This window comes from Epilithonimonas zeae (assembly GCF_900141765.1).
GTDB classification, from domain to species: Bacteria; Bacteroidota; Bacteroidia; order Flavobacteriales; family Weeksellaceae; genus Epilithonimonas; species Epilithonimonas zeae.
Genome location: NZ_FSRK01000002.1, coordinates 625,903 through 645,356, shown reverse-complemented (window position 1 = coordinate 645,356; position 19,454 = coordinate 625,903). Strand labels below are relative to the sequence as shown.

The following is a 19,454-nucleotide window of genomic DNA, read 5'->3' as shown; positions in this document are numbered from 1 at the left end:
CTAAAATTGTTTTTACTAATATAATCAAAAACCATAAAGGATGTGTTAAAAATACTTATTCAAAAAGAATTTGTTTCCACACTTCAACTTTCATACTTTTGTCTGAGTCAAAATAACATTAACAATGTCTAGAATTTTAACCGGAATACAAGCCACCGGAACCCCACATTTGGGAAATCTTTTGGGAGCCATTATCCCCGCAATTGAATTGTCAAAACAAGCAGGAAATGAGTCTTTTCTTTTCATCGCCAATCTGCACTCTTTAACACAGATCAAAGATGCAAAAGAGCTTAAACAAAACACCTACGAGATTGCTGCAGCTTGGCTTGCCTGCGGACTAGACACAGAAAAAACGTTTTTTTACAGACAAAGCGATATCCCGGAAACTTGCGAGCTCTCTTGGCATTTGTCATGCTTTTTCCCTTACCAAAGATTGACTTTGGCACATTCTTTCAAAGATAAAGCGGACAGGTTACAAGACGTAAACGCTGGACTTTTCACTTATCCAATATTGATGGCAGCTGATATTTTGTTGTACGATGCAGAGATTGTGCCTGTTGGGAAAGACCAATTACAACATTTGGAAATCGCACGTGACGTCGCTTCAAGATTCAATAATCAAATGGGTGAAGTTTTGGTTTTGCCTCAGGCAGAATTGCAGGAAAACACCAAATATGTTCCTGGAACAGACGGACACAAAATGTCTAAATCGAGAGGAAACATCATCAATATTTTCTTACCGGAAAAAGAATTGAAGAAGCAAGTGATGTCTATTGAAAGTGATTCTAAAACTTTGGAAGAACCAAAAGATCCATCAACAGATAAAATTTTTGCTATATACGAATTAATTGCTACTCCTGAACAAACCGAAGAATTGAGAGCAAAATATTTGGCTGGAAATTATGGTTACGGGCACGCTAAAAAGGAACTTTTGGATTTGATTTTGGTGAAATTTGCGAAAGAAAGAGAGACGTTCACTTATTATATGAACAATCTAGATGAGCTGGAAGCAAAATTGCAGGAAGGCGCAGAAAAAACCAGAGTTATCGCCACTGAAACGATCAAAAGAGTTAGAAAAAGTTTGGGAATTTAATTCTCTGAACTTTAAAATATAAAAAAGCCTTTCAAATTTGAAAGGCTTTTATTTTATAAATATTGTTTGATTTCTGATAAATGCTTGACGAATTTCAAGCCTTCTTCCAAAGGATTCTCATCCAAAACATCAAAGAAAATAATATCAATTCCGAAATTTTGTGCGCCTTTTACATCCGCAATCCAATCGTCTCCAATTAAAATACTTTCGTCTTTTTCAGCTTTTGCAAGATTAAGAGAATATTCAAAAATTTCTGGTCTTGGTTTTCTGATGTTGACAGAATCTGCGCTTGTAATCGTTTCAAAAAAATCAGCAATTTCGGATAAAATACATTTCCTTTCGGTCACTTCTTGGAAACCGTTGGAAATAATGTGCATTTTGTAATTTTTGTCTTTCAGATAATTAAGTAAATCTAACGCGCCATCAACTAACTCATTATACTTTAGAATTTCGTCTAAGAAATGATGTTCAAAATAACCTGCAAGATTGGCATCGTCCACCCCGAAATTCAGGAATGTGTCGTAAAAACGATGTTTTCTTAGATACTCTTTATCAATTTCTCCATCTCGGATTTGCTCCCAAAGTTTTTCATTGATGATGTGATAAGTGCTGTGAAATTCCTCAAAATCTATCATATATTTCTCAGAAATATCCTGATTTTTAAACAGTTCTTGTATTGTCAAATATGCATTCTTGCGATGATCCCAAAGTGTATTGTCAAGATCAAAAAAAATGTGCCTTACGTTTTTCATAAGGCACAAATCTAATCATTTTTGATCCACGTAGGAAAGTTCAATCATAAAAAATCAATTATTAAAATCGAAAAAATTCTAGTTTTTAGAAACCAAAATTGTTTTTCTGTTTTTAGTTTTAAGCGTATCGATATTTTTAGAATAACTCAATAAAAAATCGATTATTTCTTTTTTAGGCATCAAAGCTTTTGTTGTTAAAGTGTCGTTTTTTTTCATAGGCTGACTTTTACAACAATAACGCCAAAAAAAAATCTTTATTATTAACTAATTATTATTTTGTTAAAATAATTTTATGTTCATCCATTATTTTTCTCAAATTAATGAGTGCATATCTCACTCTTCCAAGCGTTGTATTGATGCTCGTATCTGTATGATCTGCAATCTCTTTGAAGCTCAAACCATCAAAAAATCTAAGCTTAATCACCTCTTGTTGGTTGTCTGGCAACATCACAAGCATTTTTAGCAAATCTTCATTTATTTGATTAGCTATTAATTTATCCTCAATATTATTTTCCGGTTCTTTGATGATATCAAAGATGGAGAACTCTTCATTCTCGTAAGAAGTTTCAGAAATTTTAATATTTTTAGATTGTAATCTGTAATGATCTATGATCAGATTATGGGCAATTCTTTTGGCCCAAAGAATGAATTTGTTTTCTTCTTTGTAGCGCCCTTCTTTCAGCGTAATAATAATTTTGATAAAAGTATCCTGGAAGATATCATTGGCCAAATCTTCATCCATCAATTTGTAAAAAATAAAGGAAAAAAGATCTTTCTTGTGCTTATTAATTAGTGTTGACAGGGCTTTTTCCTCTCCGTTCTGATAAAGCAGGATTAGTTGGCTATCGGTTTGCGTTTTCATATTCACTCCTAAATATTTGAACCTATGCAGCCATCAATTACAATGTAATCAATCTGACAGTTTCGGTTCTGTTATTATTTTTTTAAGAGTAAATTTTTTCTATACGCAATTATTTTTAGGTCTGTAAAAGTAATAAAAAAGATTAAACAAAATGTTAAAGGATTGTTAAATCTTCAATTTCTTTTCATTTGATGTAAATAAATGAAAAAAGTTAAATCATTTTATAACCACTAAAGGGATATTTATTGTGAAATTAACATTAAGTCCTTTCAGCTCTTTTCCATTAATTCCATCTTTATCTAGAGAAAATGCGTAGCCTCCCATCAAATCAACAATCCCAAAAAGACTGAAACCAATTTTCGGCGCAATATATTTGTTGGTAGCTTCTGCTCCGGCAACAAAATAATAAGAATGATAGAAGTCTACATTTTTCTCAAAATTTAAAAGAAAATCAGCCTGGACTTTTGGCATTATAGCAAATTTTTGGTTTGCTGAACCCATCAAAGCAGAAACTCCCGTTCTGAAAATCACATCATCATTACTCAGGAAAAGTAACTTCCCGCCAATTTCACCAAAACTTTGATTCTGATAAGTATAGCCTACATTCAACATTTTATGAACAGTAAGTTGAGCTTTTGCCAATCCGCAAAAAACAATTAATGATATAATAGTGTAAAGTCTAGATTTCATTTTTATCTGATATTATATACGACAAAATTAACAAAAGGGATTTTGAAAATTTTATCTGAGCAAAGGAACATAAAATTTTAGAGAGTTTTTATGTTCCAGATAGAAGTTTAAAATAAAAAACTGCTTTACCAAAAGATAAAGCAGTTTCCAGATTTCTAAAATTCCGAATTTTACAATCCGAATTCTTTTTTAATATCCTCTACTCGATCCAGTTTCTCCCAAGTGAAAAATTCCAGATCTTTCAAAGTTAATTCGTTTTTCTGTCCTTTGTTGAAGGTTTTATCAGCTACATAATAATCTTTCCCCATATGTCCGTAAGCTGCAGTTTCTATATAGATAGGATTTCTTAATTTAAGGTTTTTCTCAACTGCATAAGGTCTAAGATCAAACAATTGCTGAACTTTCTTAGCCAATTCTCCATCATTGATATCCAATTTTGAAGTTCCGTAAGTATTGATGTAAAGTCCACAAGGCTCTGCAACACCAATTGCGTAAGAAACCTGCACCAAAATCTCATCCGCAACACCTGCAGCAACTAAATTTTTCGCAATGTGTCTTGTTGCGTAAGCGGCACTTCTGTCCACTTTACTTGGATCTTTTCCAGAGAAAGCACCACCACCGTGAGCACCTTTTCCTCCGTAAGTATCAACGATGATTTTTCTTCCCGTCAAACCTGTATCTCCGTGAGGACCACCGATTACAAATTTTCCTGTTGGATTGATGTGATATTTGATATCCCCATTGAACAATTCCTGGATTTCCGGCTTTTGTTTAGCCTTAACTTTAGGAATTAAAATTTCGATAATATCTTTTTTGATTTTAGCCAACATCGCCTCTTCGCTTCCGAAATCATCGTGCTGCGTAGAAACCACAATACTGTCGATTCTTACAGGCTTGTGATCGTCAGAATACTCGATGGTTACCTGAGATTTTGCATCTGGACGAAGGTAAGGAATTGCGTTTCCTTCTCTTCTAAGGTCAGCCAATTCTTTTAGAATTTGATGCGCAAGATCCAAAGCCAAAGGCATATAATTTTCAGTTTCGTTGGTTGCGTAACCGAACATCATTCCCTGATCCCCAGCACCTTGAGCATTAGCTCTAGCTTCAAAATCTGTTTCGTCCAAAGTTCTGTCAACACCTTGATTGATATCCGGAGACTGTTCGTGAATCGCAGAAATCACACCACAAGAATCACCATTGAACATATATTCGCTTTTCGTGTAACCAATTTTGTTGATCACATCTCTCGCAATATGCTGTACATCTAGATAAGCATCAGACTTCACTTCTCCAGCCAAAACAACCTGACCAGTCGTCACAAGCGTTTCACAAGCTACTTTTGAGTTTTTGTCATAAGCTAAGAAATGATCGATAAGTGCATCAGAAATCTGATCTGCAACTTTATCCGGATGCCCTTCAGAAACTGATTCGGACGTAAATAAATAAGACATAAATAAATTCCTTTTATATTAATTTGTTTAAGGATAAACTACTGATTGTAAAAAGGAACTAAAAGAGAAAAATCTGTTTTAGCATTTTTTATTGAGGTTGCAATCAGTCAAAGTTCTCCTCCGTTTATTCAAAAATCGAGGGCAAATTTACAAAGTAATTCTCAAACTTCAAAATCAATTCCTATTAATTGAGTATGAATTTATTCAGGTTTAATACTCGTATAATTTTCCGGATCTTTATAATAATTAAGTCTTTGCTCCATTGATGTTCTGATTTCAGAAATCAACTCATCGATGATTTTTTGCTTGTAAGTTGGTTTATAATAAATCACACTCATTTCTCTGTAAGGGAAAGGCTTAATAAATCTTGAAACCTTAGTTTTCTGTTCCGCTGATAATTGTTGAACGCCCATTTCTGACAGAATTGTAATTCCTCCTACTTTATCAACCATTTGAATTAATGTATTGACATTGGAAGCTAAAAATTCTAAGTTATTAGGCTTCAAAGAATTCTCTTTCAGATGACAAATATTCTCGAATTGTGTTCTCAGGCAGTTTCCTTCTTCCAAAAGCCAGACTTTATTCACGTCAATATCTTCCGGAACGACGAAACAATCTTTTTTTGTTCCTTCTTCCTGACCTGCAGAATAGAGCATCAACTCTTCATTGAAAAGAAAATCCTGATAAAACTCGTCTGCTGCAGAATAAGGCGTAGAAATAATTCCCGCATCCAATTCACCAGACTTCAAAGATTTGATGATACTTTCTGTCGTCATTTCTTTGATATTCAGTTCGATTTGAGGATTCTTTTTTAGAAAACTAAAAATTTCGTTTGGTAAAATATAGCTGGAAACTGTCGGGATGATTCCGAGGTTCAATTTTCCTGCAAGAATATTATTCAGGAAATTCGCTTTGTTTTTTAATTCCATTACAGAATCGATTACTTTTTGTGCTTCTTTGATGATTTCGCCTCCCGCATCTGTCGTCCTAATGGGATGCGTTGTTCTATCAAAAACTTTCACATCCAGCTCATCTTCAAATTTCTGAATCATTGCACTAAGTGTTGGCTGAGTTATAAAACAAGCTTGCGCAGCTTTACCAAAATGTTTATATTTATCTACTGCAATTAGATATTCTAGTTGTTGTATGTTCACGACTTCTAATTAATTTTATCTATTACAAAGATACTTATTAATTTGTTTCATAAATAAGTTTTTTTATCGAATTTCGCTTTAAAATTAGAAATAAATCAAAATCAGAAAATATGGACAATAAGAAAAAACTCACCAATTCTGTAGGCTCACCTTACTACGAGCATCAGGATTCACAAACTGTTGGACCAAGAGGTCCGGTACTTTTACAAGATTTTATTCTTCAAGAGAATCTTGCACATTTCGTAAGAGAAAGAATTCCCGAAAGAATTGTTCACGCCAAAGGTTCTGGTGCTTACGGAACTTTTACGGTGACTCACGACATTTCTAAATATACGAGAGCAAAATTGTTTTCTAAAGTTGGAAATTCTTGTAAAATGTTTGCTAGATTTTCTACCGTTGGTGGAGAAATGGGAAGTGCCGATACTGAAAGAGACCCGAGAGGTTTCGCCTTGAAATTCTACACTGAAGACGGAAACTGGGATTTGGTTGGAAACAACACGCCTGTTTTCTTTATTAAGGACGCCAAAAAATTTCCAGATTTTATCCATACGCAAAAACGTGTTCCAAAAACCAATCTGAAAAGCAAAACAATGGTTTGGGACTTTTGGTCTCTGAATCCAGAATCTCTTCATCAGGTTTTAATTCTGATGTCAGACAGAGGAACGCCTCACGGGTACAGACATATGCACGGATTTGGTTCTCACACTTTTTCTATGATTAATGAAAATAATGAAAGAACTTGGGTTAAATTTCATTTTAAAACGCAACAAGGCATCAAGAATTTTTCTGATGACGAAGCCACAAAAATGAAAGGTGAAAATCCGGATTTTTCTCAGGAAGATTTGGTAAATGCTATAGAAAAAGGAGATTTTCCAAAATGGACACTTTACATCCAGACAATGACGGAACAGCAAGCAAAAGAATGGCGTTGGAATCCGTTTGATGTAACTAAAGTTTGGTTCCAAGATGAGTTTCCGTTACAGGAAGTTGGTGTAATGGAGCTGAATGAAGTTCCAAGAAATTACTTCGTTCACGTAGAGCAAGCGGCTTTTGCGCCAAGTCATTTGGTTGATGGAATCAGTTTTTCACCGGATAAAATGTTACAAGGAAGATTGTTTTCTTACGCCGATGCTCACAGATACAGATTAGGCGTAAATTCTCATCAGCTTGAAGTTAACAAATGTCCGTTTGCTGTCAATAATTTCCAAAGAGCCGGTTTTATGGCAGACGATTCTGATTATGGCGACAAACCGAATTATTATCCCAACAGCTTCAGTGATGTAGAACCAAGTGAATCTCACAAATCTTTTGATTATGATTTGGACAACAATCACGTTGCTAATTACAACAGAAATCAAAATGATGACGACCATTATACACAACCTGGATTATTCTACACAAAAGCTCTGAACCAAGAAGCGAGAACAGCTTTGGTTAATAATATTGTTGGACATATGAGCGGAATCGATGGACCAAAGAGAGACGAAATCATTAATCGTCAGCTTTGTCATTTCTTCCGAGCAAATATTGAACTAGGAATGAGAGTCGCACAAGGACTTGGGGTTAATATCGATGCAAATGCGATGAATCACACTAAGTAGACTTTGAGATAACAGAATATAGACTTTTAAATAGAACCTTTCGATTTTTTTCGGAAGGTTTTTTTTATTGATTATAAGTGAATTAATAATTATTTTTCTAAATTCGCTTCCCTTTTTAATTTATGTATGAAGAAAACTTTATTCTCTTTAGCAATAGCTTTATTTTCAGTTTCATTATCAGCTCAACAACATAAAATTTCTTTCGAAGCTTCGGAAGGTTATAATCTTGGAAGTGTTATTGGTCAAAAAGAATGGACGGTAAAAACGGATAATGTTCCAAACAGTAGTTTCCAGGTCGTTTCTGGAAAAGCTACAGATGGCAATCATTCTGTGGAAGTCACAAGCACGAATGCGTACACAGAAAATATGACTTATCTGTTCAAAAAAATTCCGGAATATAAAAGACTTTCTGTTTCTGCAGACGTGAAATTGGAAAAACTGGACAGTTCAGAATATTATATGCTGTCATTGTACTACAACAATAATGGTAATTATTCTTGGGCTGGTGGATTTAATTTTTTAATCAGTGGAAATTTTTATGCTGATAACGATCTCAATTTTCAAGCGCTCGGAACGTGGATTCCCGGCAAATGGTATAATCTAAAAATCGAAATCGATCACGTCGGCGAAAAAAACATAAAATATTATCTTGACAATCAATTGGTTCACACATCACCACTCAGCTCCAAAGTTGTAAGAGCAAATGATTTGAATTTTGAATTCGATAATGACGGAAGCGGTTTTATAGTCGATAATATTATCGTAAAAGATATGGATTATCTTGAAGTTTCTGATGTTGCGAAAACTGAGGTTAACGTATTTCCAAATCCAGCTTCAGATTTCATCAATATCAAATCTAATGAAGTCATCAAATCAGTTCAACTGTATAATGCTTCCGGAGCTTTAATCAAAACTGAGATTAGCAATTCATCAAAAATTGATATTTCTGCTCTTCCAAAAGGAAATTATATTATCTCTATCGAAACCGAATCTGGACTCGAGACTAAAAAAATCATCAAAGAATAAACAGATTATTAAATAAAATACAGGAACGGTTGTTATTGATTTAGCAACCGTTTTAATTTCTCAAAGCCGTTTTTTTTCGTTACTTTTGTAACTATGAGTCAAAAGTGGATTTATAAAACCGAGCCTGATGAAGAAATTGTTGATGGACTGATTTCTTCGATTGGTTTTGGAACTTTAGAATCCAAAATCCTGGTGATGCGTGAGATTGATAATTATCAAAAAGCACGCGAATTCTTCAAACCAAACGGAACCGACATCCATAATCCTTTTCTGATGGCTGATATGCAAAAAGCAGTAGAACGCATTGCAACAGCAATAGAAAACGGTGAAAAAATATTAGTTTATGGCGATTATGATGTAGATGGAACAACGGCTGTTGCGCTGATGTATCTTTATCTGAGTAAAATTGTCGATAAAAAATACCTTGATTTTTATATCCCCGACAGAAATGTTGAAGGCTACGGAATTTCCGATGAAGGAATTTATTTCGCAAAAGACAATGGATTTTCTTTGATTATTGCATTAGACTGCGGAATAAAGTCAGTTGATAAAATCGATTTGGCCAATTCTGTTGGTGTAGATTTTATTATTTGTGATCACCATTTACCTGGCGATGAACTTCCAAAAGCAGTTGCCGTTCTAGATCCAAAAAGAAAAGACTGCAGATATCCTTATAAAGAACTGAGTGGTTGCGGCGTTGGTTTCAAACTTTGCCAAGGCCTCAATACAATTTATAAAATTCCGGAAAGCGAGTTGTTTGAATTGACCGATCTTTTGGCAATCAGCATCGCTTCTGACATTGTTGCAATGACAGGTGAAAACCGAGTTTTAGCAATGCAAGGTTTGAAATTCCTTAGAAAAACAAGAAAATTTGGACTAAGGCTTTTGATTCCTGAGGAAAAATTAGCCCATTTCGAAATCTCGAATATCGTTTTTGATATCGCTCCAAAAATCAATGCAGCAGGAAGAATTTCACACGCAAAAGCTTCGGTAGAATTGATGATTTCTGACAACCTGAAACAAGCTCAGCAAATTGTTGATGAGATTATCAACCTGAATGACGAACGTCGCGAGATGGATATCAACATCACACAATCGGCAATGAGTCAGGCTTTGGAATTACAGAAAACCGAATGTTTCTCAACCATCGTTTATGATCCTAGCTGGAACAAAGGCGTTATTGGTATTGTAGCTTCCCGTTTGATTGAAAATTATTTCAAACCAACTTTGGTTTTTACCGAAGGTAATAATGGCGAATTAGTGGCTTCTGCGAGATCTGTTTCAGATTTTGACATTCACAGAGCGTTGGAACATTGTTCTGATCTTTTTATGAAATTTGGAGGACATCAAGCTGCTGCAGGCCTTTCTATGGAGAAAGAAAAGTTTGAGGAATTCAAAATTCGTTTTGAGGATTATGTGAAAAATAACATTCAGGATCACCAAAAAGAACCGACAATTTACATTGATAGTATTGTAAATCCTGAAGACTTAAACCGCGAGTTCATTAACTTCCACAGAAAATTAGCGCCATTCGGACCTCAGAATATGAAGCCAATTCTGGTTTTGAAAAATGTGAAAGTCAATGGTTATGTAAGATTGATGGGGAAAGAAAGCACGCATTTAAAATTCAATATTCTACAACCTAATACAGGACGAAATGTAGAATGCGTTGGTTTCCGTTTCGGACAATTTGCAGACAATTTTAAAACGAAAACTTTCGATTTGGCATTCACCATCGAAGAGAATCATTGGAAAGGCAATGTTTCCCATTTCCTGAATATACGAGATGTGAAGTTTCACGACTAAATAAAAAATCCCGCCTCTTTTTGAAGCGGGATTTTTATTTTATTCCTTAATAATTTTCTTAATTGAGTCTCCTTTATTGGTTTTTATTTTCAGATAATAAATTCCTTTTGAAGCACTAATATTAACTTTAGATTCTTTTGAAGCCGCACTGTGCATTTGCTTTTGTATAATTCTTCCTGCAGCATCATAAACTTCGACAGCATTAATTTTTTCATCGGAAATAATATTAATCAATCCTTTGGTTGGAATCGGATAAACTTGCACCTCCAAATTTTTAGAATTCTCAACATCCAAAGTCGGTTCTTTCTGAACCATTTTGTTGGCAAATATTAATCCTTCCGAACAGGACACAGTAGCGTTCACATCTATGGATTGTCTTACCATATTGTTATTGGAATATAAAAACACCTTGATGTAATATCTGCCCGGAGACAGAGAATAATTATCAACTTTTGGACTTCTGCTGTTCAACCAACCCTTGAACCCATCATTCATCCATTGTGTTTTTGTAATTTCTGTTTCAGTTTCACTTCCATCAGGATTTACTTTCACAAGGTATGTCCAGTTTCTTACAAATGATAATGATCTTAAATTCAGTTTGGCATCGGTTGCATTATCCGGAATTGTAAACTCTCTGCTTTTGTAAGTATAGTAGCCTTCCAAATTGTTAAGCGTAATCCATTGGCTGTTTCTTCCGTTTTCTATATCTGCATAGCTCCAGCCTGTATAAGTTTGTCTTACTTTTGGAGTGATCTCCACACCATTGATATCATAGCCTTTCCAGTCATCTTCATCTGCATCAATTGCTATGAAGTTATTTTCAGAATTTTTACCGGTTGACAAATCTGCGACATTCCCTCCAACGCTGAAAGTAATTGCCTGTGAAGAAGATGCTCCATTGGAGTCAAAAACGGTCAATTTCGCTGTATAATTTCCTGGTGTGTTATAAGTAACCACAGGTTTCACATCCGCACTTGAACTGATTGAAGAGTTTCCTAAAAACTCCCATTGATAAGCTGTAATATTACCTGAACTAAGGCTTGCATCAAAGTTAATTGGATAATTATTTTGACTAAAATTGGATGCCGAATAATTGATTTTAGCAGCAAGAACATCACTTGCATTATAGATAGTTGTTACATAATCGTTGGTTTCAATCGGGAAATTGTAATCAAAATAGATTTCTGCCACGTTATTGACTGTATCACCTTCGACAAGATCAGACTTTGATTTCATCTTTAACAACACATTGCCGTGACCTCCACTTTGCAATTTTATTTTTTTGAATGCAAATTCTATCTGGTTTCCAACAATTTTTGTATCAACACTTGCTGAAGCATTTTGTAATTGTAATGTATTAATATCGAATTCATTTGGATCTACTTCCATTTTCACTACAATATTTTCCGCCTCTGCATTTCCTGTGTTTTCAAAATTGATGACATAATGCAGGTACTTACCCACTGTTGACACAGGAACTGTTTCTCCTTCCAAACATACGATATCATTCGGGTCAAAGGAATTAACAACGGTATGGTTGAAACCAAAAAGGTTATCTTCTGGAGTAATATCTGCATTGGTAGGCGTAATCTGTGCATTAAAAACCAATACATCTCCCATATTCACAGGATTAGTTGAATCCGTTGGCGTATTAATCTTGAATGTAATTTCCGAAGCGGTGTTAGCAAATGGTTTTAGGTCGGTATAATTAAACTCTATCGACCCATTACTCAATATAGAATACGGCAAAGAGCTGCTCTGGAAGGTCATTTTATTGGAATCGTAATTCATTATCACTTTTCCGGATAAAGTCGTGTTTCCTTTGTTTCTCCATACCAAATTGTAAACCGCATCGAACCCTGGTCTTGCATTGGTTAACGGTGCAATTACTACTTCCGCATCATTTTGACTTCCGTTAGCTGTTACACAAATATCCTGTGTAAAAATGTTATTGTTAGCATCTGCAAAAGAAGTAGAGAAATTAGCAGGAGACACCGTGAATAGAGTTGGGTTTTCTGCAAGTGTAGCTACATTAAAATTACCTGTTTGTGTATAAAACTCATATTTTCCATCATTCTGAACAAAAGTTTCACCAGAAGTGGTTCCATCATCAATTTTCAATTTTAGATATTCGAATGGGTTATCTGTAGAATCACAACCGTTGTTATCAGTATCAATTTTTGCTGTTCCTGAAATAGTATTGTAATTTCCGCCTGGTATGAATGAGCAGTAAGAGTTGACGTTAGCATTTATGATTTCTGTTTGAGAAAGTTTAGCTTTAATGCTCTCAATTTCATTTTCATCAGCACAAACAAATTTTAAATTTGGAAGATTATGGAATCCATAAATTACATCATCAATCCCATTTTTCATGTATAGATTTTTCAACGATGAAATATTAGAAATTAGTTCAATCCTCATTTTAGAATTGCTCAAATCTATACTCTCTAAATTTTCACTATCACTTATTGCATCAATGCTTCCTGATTGGCAATCAATTTTCAGTGTAGAAGACTTGAGTCCTGTCGCAAGAAAAATGGCAGAGGAATCAGGAGACAAACCTAAATTTAAATAGGATATATTAGTAGAGGAAAAGTCAAGATAATTAACTATCCTAAGATTTGGCATATTAAGTTCAGTAATAGGATTATTTGCAATAAAAAAATTTTCTAAACTATCAATACCACTTAAATTAATATTTTCTAATAAATTATTATTTAATGAAATGATTGCTTGAGTAGGCCAGCTAGAGAAATTTCCTGAAATTTCAAAGTCAGATATCTTATTATTACTTAAATCTAAAGATGCAAAACTTACAGGAAACGAAAAAATAATATTCTGATCAAACTTATTGAATGACAAATTAATATCTCTATTAATGTTGTTTACTGCAAACAATTTAGAAAAATCCATACCATTATTTTCTAATAAATTGTTGTTGGCGTAGAATGTACTAATATCTGAAGTAGTAGGAAATAATATGGCTTTAATTTGATTAATTGAGCAATCAAGATATGTTAATTTAGAATTTTGGGATATATCTAAAGAATTTTCGATTTTATTGTTCTTACAATCCACTATTTCCAAAAGTGGTGATTGAGTCAAATCCAAACTAGCAAGCAACTGATTAGTGACATTGAGATATGTTAATTTCGACAAACCATTAATATTCAAACTTGATAATGTTGGATCAAAATTAGCTTCGCCAGAAATTGGTCCCCAAGTCTGTTGATTATTGGACAAATCAAGATCTTCAAGGTTTACAAGTTGTGATGCATCAAAAGCAGACAAAGAATTCCCTCGTAGTTCTAAATGGATAAGACTTGGGGAATTAGTAATATTTGCATTTCCTAAATTATTATTGGTCCATAGAATTTTTTGTAATTGCACAGTTATCAATCGTCATCTCCTGTGTATTCCCATGAACATTGAAATTCGATGCATTATAAGTATCTGTGTAGGCAGATTTTATCTCAATAAGATTAGGACAATTTTTGATACTTATTTTTCCGATATCACATCCCGATAAATTAAATGTTTTGAAATTGTTAAGTCCATCAATATTAATATCATCAATTTTCCCGTGAATATGGGAAGAGGAACCATCATTCTCATACAGAATCGTTTCCAGATTAACAAAGGAATTGATTCCTTCCAGAGTTGTATAATTTGATCTTTGAAAAAACACCATTCTTTTTACCAAAGATGCTTCTGACATTTGGATTTCGCCGTCTTGATTTTGATCTAATAGGAAATTGGTGTTATTGTGATCATAGCAAATAACGTAATTGTTAAAATTTGTTCCCAATAAAGCAGCTTTAAAATTCGCATCAGGAAAATTGATGTTTTGTGACTTGGCTCCCAGAGAAAAGAGAGCAATTATCACTAGGAGTAATTTTGTTTTCATCATTTGTGTTTTCATGGTTTAAAATTAATTTTTATCATTGTGTTGTGTTCGTTACATTTAGAATTAGAAAGGTTTGAATTAGAATTTATAACCTTCCGATCACTTCCTGTAATCGTTCTTTTTTTCTTTGAGAAACAGGAACTTGTATATTATCCGACATTATGACGAATCCGCCATCTTTTTTGATATAAGATTTCAGTTCATTCAGATTGATGAGATGGGATTGATGTATTCTTTCAAAACCTTGATCAGACAACAATTCCTCATACTCTTTCAGCGTTTTGGAAATCAGGACTGTCTTGTGATTTTTGAAATGAAATTTGGTATAATTATCAACAGACTCACAGCGGATAATATCCTTAATCTCAAAAAGATGAATTCCATCCGACGTTGACAAAGCAATTTTTTTAAAACCATCTGCCTTCTTTGAAATATTTTCCAATAGAAGTTCTATCGTTTTGTTCTCGGAACTGTTATCTGTAATATTTTTAATTTTCCGGATGACACTTTGCAACTCTTCCGGATCAATCGGTTTCAATAGGAAATCTAAAGCACTGAAACGAAAAGCTCTTATAGCAAACTTCTCGTGCGCTGTTACAAAAACAATATGCGAAGAGATTTTTCCATACTTTTTATTGAGCCGTTCCAGAATATCAAAGCCAGAACCATCGTTCATCATAATATCCAGAAAAACAATTTTCGGGTTATTTTCTTCGATCAGTTTAGTTCCGGTTTTCACGCTATCAGCTTCGCCTAAAATATTGATTTCAGGAGCATACAGAGCCAGCATTGCTCTCATCCCATTGCGGAGATTATGATCATCGTCTATTAAAACAGCTGTTATCATTTTTCTATAAATTCTAATGGTAATTTTATCAAAACCTGAGTTCCCAAAACCTTCTCGTTATCTCTTAGTTCTGTGATACTTAGCTCTATTTTTTTATTTTCCAATTGTTCCAGAGTTTCCAATCGCTTTTTAGAAATTTCCATTGCCATAGACTTATGAGCGTTGACAAACGTTTCTTTATTTTTCTTCGATTGCTCTATTCCAACACCATTATCTGTGATGATACAAATTAGCTGATTCTCAATTTGACGAAAAATAATTTTGATAAAGCCTCTATCTTCCAAAGGAACTACTCCATGAATAATTGCATTTTCCACGTAAGGCTGCAGAAGCAAAGAAGGAATTGCTGTATCATCTTCGATATTAGATTCTTTGGAAATATTAAAATCGAATTTGTTATTGAAGCGCAATTGTTCGAGTTCAAGATAATTTTGAAGCGCTTCGATTTCTTTATCTATGGTAATATTAGATTCTTTTGAAAATTCCAAAGTCAGCCGCATCAATTTGGAAAACTTCGCCAGATACCGTATCGCTTCATCTTTTCCGTTTTGGACTACGAATGCCGAAATCGCCGCCAGACAATTGAAAACGAAGTGAGGATTCATCTGTAGATGCAGTGCTTTATGCTCAAACTCTGTCAGTTGTTTTTGTAGGAGCAAGGTTTTTTGCTTTTCTTTATTCCTGTAAAAAAGAAACAATCCGAGTAAAATTATTCCAACAATTAAAACTGTAAAAATCCATTTTAGCCTTTCCCGGCTTGCATTTTCTCTTTTTTCCAACTGTTGTTTTTCATATTGGAAATTGAGTTCCGTTTTCAGACGTTGTTGTTCATTTTTAACAGCGTCAAATTTTTCTTTCTCAACATCATAATTCTTAAGATGATGCAAAGCCAACTTCTGATCTTCTTTTTGATCATAGATTTGGGAAAGTAGTTTTTCGGCGTTCATTCGGGCTTCCGTCAAATTCAGTTCTTTAGCAAGCTCAAGGCTTTTGTTCGAAAACTGAAGTGATTTGTCCAGATTATCTTCATCAAAATAAATTTTTGCCAGAAACATATAAGTGTCTGATAACCCAAACTTGTCTTCAACCGACAAAAATATTTCTTCCGCTTTTTGAAGACTATTTTTGGCTTCTTGTTTCTGATTTTTACGAATGTAATATTGAGAATAGCTGTTATAAAGTTCTCCTAAACCTCGTGGATTTTCATTTTCCAGATAAGATTTTAGACTCTCGTCAAAATACTTTTTCGCCTGATCTAACTTATTCTGAAACAAATAAATCAATCCAATATTAGATGCACTTGCAGCAAAAGTTTCTGGGTTAATTTTCTTCGAAGTCTGGTTGGCTTTAAGAAAATATTCTAGTGCTTTTTCCTTATCATCAATGGATTTATAAATCACTCCAATATTGTTATAAAGCTTTGAAGTCTGAAGACTATTTTTAGTCACTTCATAAATTTTCAAAGCCCGAAAATCATTTTCCAAAGCTGCAGCATAATTGTTCTGTTGAGAATAAACAACGCCTTTGCTTCCCAGAGTTTTGGCTAATGTTTCCCTGATTTCTTTTTTCTCAGAATTGATTTTTAAAAGAATTTTTTCTGATGAATCAAAATTTTGTAGTGCTTTTTCGTAATCGCCATAAATAAAAAATGAAACACCAATATTCTGATAAGCAACCGATTCCTGATAAATGTTTTTATTTTTTCTGGAGTTTGCAAGCGCCAACAATGCAAATTTCTGCATCTGCTCAGGATCCGTATGTTTATAACAATCCGAAATCTGATTTTGTAAAGCCGTAATTTGGTTTGGATTTTTTTCTTTTTTAAGAACTGCCAACAGAGAATCCACCGCAGATTGCGCAGAAATCCAAATGGCAGGAATGAGCATCAGAAAAAGTAGGATTTTTCTCATCAATTATGTTTGTTGCAAAAATAATCATAAATTATTGATTATTAAATGGTCAAATGAGAAAATTAATGATTTGACTTAGAATTCGATTTCAATTATTATTTTCTAAATTTGAAAAGTATAAAAGGACTACTCTATCTTGGAAAAACGTAAAAAAATCGGATTATTTTTCGGCTCATTCAATCCCATTCATATTGGGCATTTGATTCTTGGGAATTATATTTTAGAGAATTCTGATATGGAAGAATTGTGGTTTGTCGTAAGTCCGCAAAATCCTTTCAAAGACAAAAAATCACTTTTGAAAGACCACAACCGATTGGATATGGTGCAATTGGCCATCAAAAATTATCCAAAAATGCGGGCTTCCAATGTCGAGTTTTCACTTCCGGTTCCCAGTTATACGATTGATACACTAACTTATCTGAACGAAAAATATCCGGATTATTCCTTCTCTTTGATAATGGGTGAAGACAATCTGGGAAGCCTTCACAAATGGAAAAACTATGAACTGCTGTTAAAAAATCATCAAATCATTGTTTATCCTAGAATTTTCGGTGAAGAGAAAAAAGATTCGGACTATTTGCAGCACGAGAATATTTCGCTAATCAAAGCACCCGTCATAGAACTTTCAGCGACGGAAATCCGTAATATGATTAAGGAAGGTAAAAATACTCGACCAATGTTACCTCCAGAGGTTTTTGAATATTTGGATGGAAGTAGTTTTTATAAATAAATGAGTTTAATCATCAATCGGTTTTCTTTGTTCTTTATTCTTTTATCTTTGCTTTAATATGAACGTCATAGAAAAATATTACTCAAAATATCCCGAAGAGAAGCTCATCAAATGGTTTAAGCAAATTTGTTTTGCCGAAGCCGTTTCGTGGCTTTTATTATTCTCAGCAATGATTTGGATTCGCATTGAGCCGGAAGATATTTTCGCCATTATTTACATCAGTACTATTGGGAGTATCCACGGACTTTTCTTCACGCTTTATCTTATTTTCCTTCCAGCAACGAGAAAAATATATGATTGGGATGATGAGGATTTTATCTTTGCATTGATGGGTGCTTTTTTTCCTTTTGCTACGATTTGGGTTGATAAAAAGTTAGCCCGAAAAAATCGAGTTGAGTAACGAATAGCAACTAAGAATAATCTAAAATTCATTGACCACAAAAGTCACAAAAGGAATGAATTAAATTTAAACTCACATTGATATAGAGAGCAAAAAAGGAAATGTCTAATAAAACTAATTTGTACTTTTTCGTGAGCAGAAAGATGAAAATCTTATGTGCCTTTTGTGATTAAAAATTAAATGATAATAACTTTAAATATGAAAATCACATTCTTCTCTTCCAAACCTTACGACAAAGAATTTTTTAATAAAGCGAATCAGCAATTCAATTTTGAACTGGATTATTTCGAAACGCATCTAGGTCCACACGTTCTCAATCTCATCGAAAATACAGATGCTATTTGTGCCTTTGTGAATGACAAACTAGATGCAGAAGTTCTAGAACATCTTGCCAAAAAAGGCGTAAAATATATTGCACTGCGATGCGCGGGCTTCAACAATGTAGATTTGGAAGCTGCCAAACGTCTTGGTTTGAAAGTCAGCAGAGTTCCAGCTTATTCTCCGGAAGCGGTTGCAGAACACGCAATGGCAATGATTCTTACGCTTAACAGAAAAACACATAAAGCTTATAACCGCGTTCGCGAACAGAATTTTGCTCTGAACGGATTGATGGGTTTTAATCTTTATCAAAAAACCATCGGCGTTATAGGAACTGGAAATATCGGTGCTGCATTTGCTAAGATTGCAAAGGGATTTGGTGCGAGAGTTTTAGCTTATGACATTACAGAAAATCAGGAACTTAAAGATTTAGGAATTGAATATGTTTCTCAGGAACAATTACTTTCTGAATCTGATATTGTGTCGCTTCACTGCCCTTTGATGGACTCTACTCGTCATTTGATTAATGCCGATTCAATCAAAAAAATGAAGAAAAATGTAATGCTAATCAACACCAGTCGTGGCGGCTTGATTGATACCAAAGCTGTGATTGATGGTCTAAAGTCTAAGCACATTGGTTATCTGGGAATCGATGTTTATGAGCAGGAAGAAAAATTATTTTTCCGGGATCTTTCTCATACAATTATCGAAGATGATACCATCCAGCGTTTGATGAGTTTCCCGAATGTTTTGGTTACGGCGCATCAGGCTTTTTTCACACAGGAAGCGCTTGACCAAATTGCAAATTCAACTTTGACAAGTCTTTCTCATTTCGAAAAGAATGAAGAATTTGAAAATCCGAATGCCGTTTTGGTTTAGAATCTTATCAAAATAATGAAATAAAACA

17 protein-coding genes are annotated in these 19,454 nt (G+C 34.1%); 7 read left to right on the top strand and 10 right to left on the bottom strand.

Features of this window, described 5'->3' with window-relative positions; translation table 11 throughout:
• Window positions 1–124 precede the first annotated feature (124 nt).
• The gene (gene trpS / locus BUR19_RS14730) at window positions 125–1,093 is read left to right on the top strand and encodes a tryptophan--tRNA ligase (protein WP_074236202.1); all 969 of its coding nucleotides are present in this window, start codon (window positions 125–127) and stop codon (window positions 1,091–1,093) included.
• A gap of 53 nt (window positions 1,094–1,146) precedes the next feature.
• Here trpS and BUR19_RS14725 read toward each other — a convergent pair whose 3' ends face one another.
• From BUR19_RS14725 to BUR19_RS14705, 6 genes are all read right to left on the bottom strand, one after another.
• Window positions 1,147–1,845, bottom strand: a complete 699-nt coding sequence (locus BUR19_RS14725; protein WP_074236201.1) for a YjjG family noncanonical pyrimidine nucleotidase — start codon at window positions 1,843–1,845, stop codon at window positions 1,147–1,149.
• Window positions 1,846–1,923: 78 nt separating this feature from the next.
• Complete coding sequence (locus BUR19_RS18995; protein WP_175565918.1) at window positions 1,924–2,061, bottom strand: hypothetical protein; 138 nt, start codon at window positions 2,059–2,061, stop codon at window positions 1,924–1,926.
• A gap of 55 nt (window positions 2,062–2,116) precedes the next feature.
• Window positions 2,117–2,707: an RNA polymerase sigma factor gene (locus BUR19_RS14720; RefSeq protein WP_074236200.1), complete on the bottom strand. Its 591-nt coding sequence runs from the start codon at window positions 2,705–2,707 to the stop codon at window positions 2,117–2,119.
• A gap of 216 nt (window positions 2,708–2,923) precedes the next feature.
• Entirely contained in the window at window positions 2,924–3,397 is a 474-nt protein-coding gene (locus BUR19_RS14715; protein WP_074236199.1) for a hypothetical protein, read from the bottom strand.
• Window positions 3,398–3,567: 170 nt separating this feature from the next.
• Complete coding sequence (gene metK / locus BUR19_RS14710; protein ID WP_074236198.1) at window positions 3,568–4,848, bottom strand: methionine adenosyltransferase; 1,281 nt, start codon at window positions 4,846–4,848, stop codon at window positions 3,568–3,570.
• Between the two features lie 200 nt (window positions 4,849–5,048).
• Window positions 5,049–6,002: a hydrogen peroxide-inducible genes activator gene (locus BUR19_RS14705; protein ID WP_074236197.1), complete on the bottom strand. Its 954-nt coding sequence runs from the start codon at window positions 6,000–6,002 to the stop codon at window positions 5,049–5,051.
• A gap of 110 nt (window positions 6,003–6,112) precedes the next feature.
• On the opposite strand from BUR19_RS14705, the gene BUR19_RS14700 reads away from it, so the two are divergent.
• The 3 genes from BUR19_RS14700 to recJ all read left to right on the top strand — a co-directional run bounded on the left by BUR19_RS14700 (window position 6,113) and on the right by recJ (window position 10,435).
• The gene (locus BUR19_RS14700; RefSeq protein WP_074236196.1) at window positions 6,113–7,603 is read left to right on the top strand and encodes a catalase; all 1,491 of its coding nucleotides are present in this window, start codon (window positions 6,113–6,115) and stop codon (window positions 7,601–7,603) included.
• Between the two features lie 126 nt (window positions 7,604–7,729).
• The gene (locus BUR19_RS14695) at window positions 7,730–8,629 is read left to right on the top strand and encodes a T9SS type A sorting domain-containing protein (protein WP_074236195.1); all 900 of its coding nucleotides are present in this window, start codon (window positions 7,730–7,732) and stop codon (window positions 8,627–8,629) included.
• 93 nt (window positions 8,630–8,722) lie between these two features.
• On the top strand, window positions 8,723–10,435 hold the full coding sequence (gene recJ, locus BUR19_RS14690; protein ID WP_074236194.1) for a single-stranded-DNA-specific exonuclease RecJ: 1,713 nt from the start codon (window positions 8,723–8,725) through the stop codon (window positions 10,433–10,435).
• Between the two features lie 39 nt (window positions 10,436–10,474).
• On the opposite strand, the gene BUR19_RS14685 is transcribed toward recJ, so the two are convergent.
• From BUR19_RS14685 to BUR19_RS14670, 4 genes are all read right to left on the bottom strand, one after another.
• Entirely contained in the window at window positions 10,475–13,825 is a 3,351-nt protein-coding gene (locus BUR19_RS14685) for a DUF7619 domain-containing protein (protein WP_139297368.1), read from the bottom strand.
• A complete protein-coding gene (locus tag BUR19_RS14680) occupies window positions 13,794–14,342 on the bottom strand; it encodes a hypothetical protein (RefSeq protein ID WP_139297366.1) in 549 nt (182 codons plus the stop codon). The genes BUR19_RS14685 and BUR19_RS14680 overlap by 32 nt, the downstream gene beginning before the upstream one ends.
• Window positions 14,343–14,427: 85 nt before the next feature.
• A complete protein-coding gene (locus BUR19_RS14675) occupies window positions 14,428–15,189 on the bottom strand; it encodes a LytR/AlgR family response regulator transcription factor (protein WP_074236191.1) in 762 nt (253 codons plus the stop codon).
• A complete protein-coding gene (locus BUR19_RS14670) occupies window positions 15,186–17,099 on the bottom strand; it encodes a tetratricopeptide repeat-containing sensor histidine kinase (RefSeq protein WP_074236190.1) in 1,914 nt (637 codons plus the stop codon). The genes BUR19_RS14675 and BUR19_RS14670 overlap by 4 nt, the downstream gene beginning before the upstream one ends.
• A 136-nt stretch (window positions 17,100–17,235) precedes the next feature.
• On the opposite strand from BUR19_RS14670, the gene nadD reads away from it, so the two are divergent.
• From nadD to BUR19_RS14655, 3 genes are all read left to right on the top strand, one after another.
• Window positions 17,236–17,829 (top strand): nicotinate (nicotinamide) nucleotide adenylyltransferase, encoded by a 594-nt coding sequence (gene nadD / locus BUR19_RS14665; protein WP_074236189.1) that lies wholly within the window; start codon window positions 17,236–17,238, stop codon window positions 17,827–17,829.
• 58 nt (window positions 17,830–17,887) lie between these two features.
• Window positions 17,888–18,229: a DUF3817 domain-containing protein gene (locus BUR19_RS14660; protein WP_074236188.1), complete on the top strand. Its 342-nt coding sequence runs from the start codon at window positions 17,888–17,890 to the stop codon at window positions 18,227–18,229.
• Between the two features lie 198 nt (window positions 18,230–18,427).
• Complete coding sequence (locus BUR19_RS14655; protein WP_074236187.1) at window positions 18,428–19,426, top strand: 2-hydroxyacid dehydrogenase; 999 nt, start codon at window positions 18,428–18,430, stop codon at window positions 19,424–19,426.
• Window positions 19,427–19,454 lie beyond the last annotated feature (28 nt).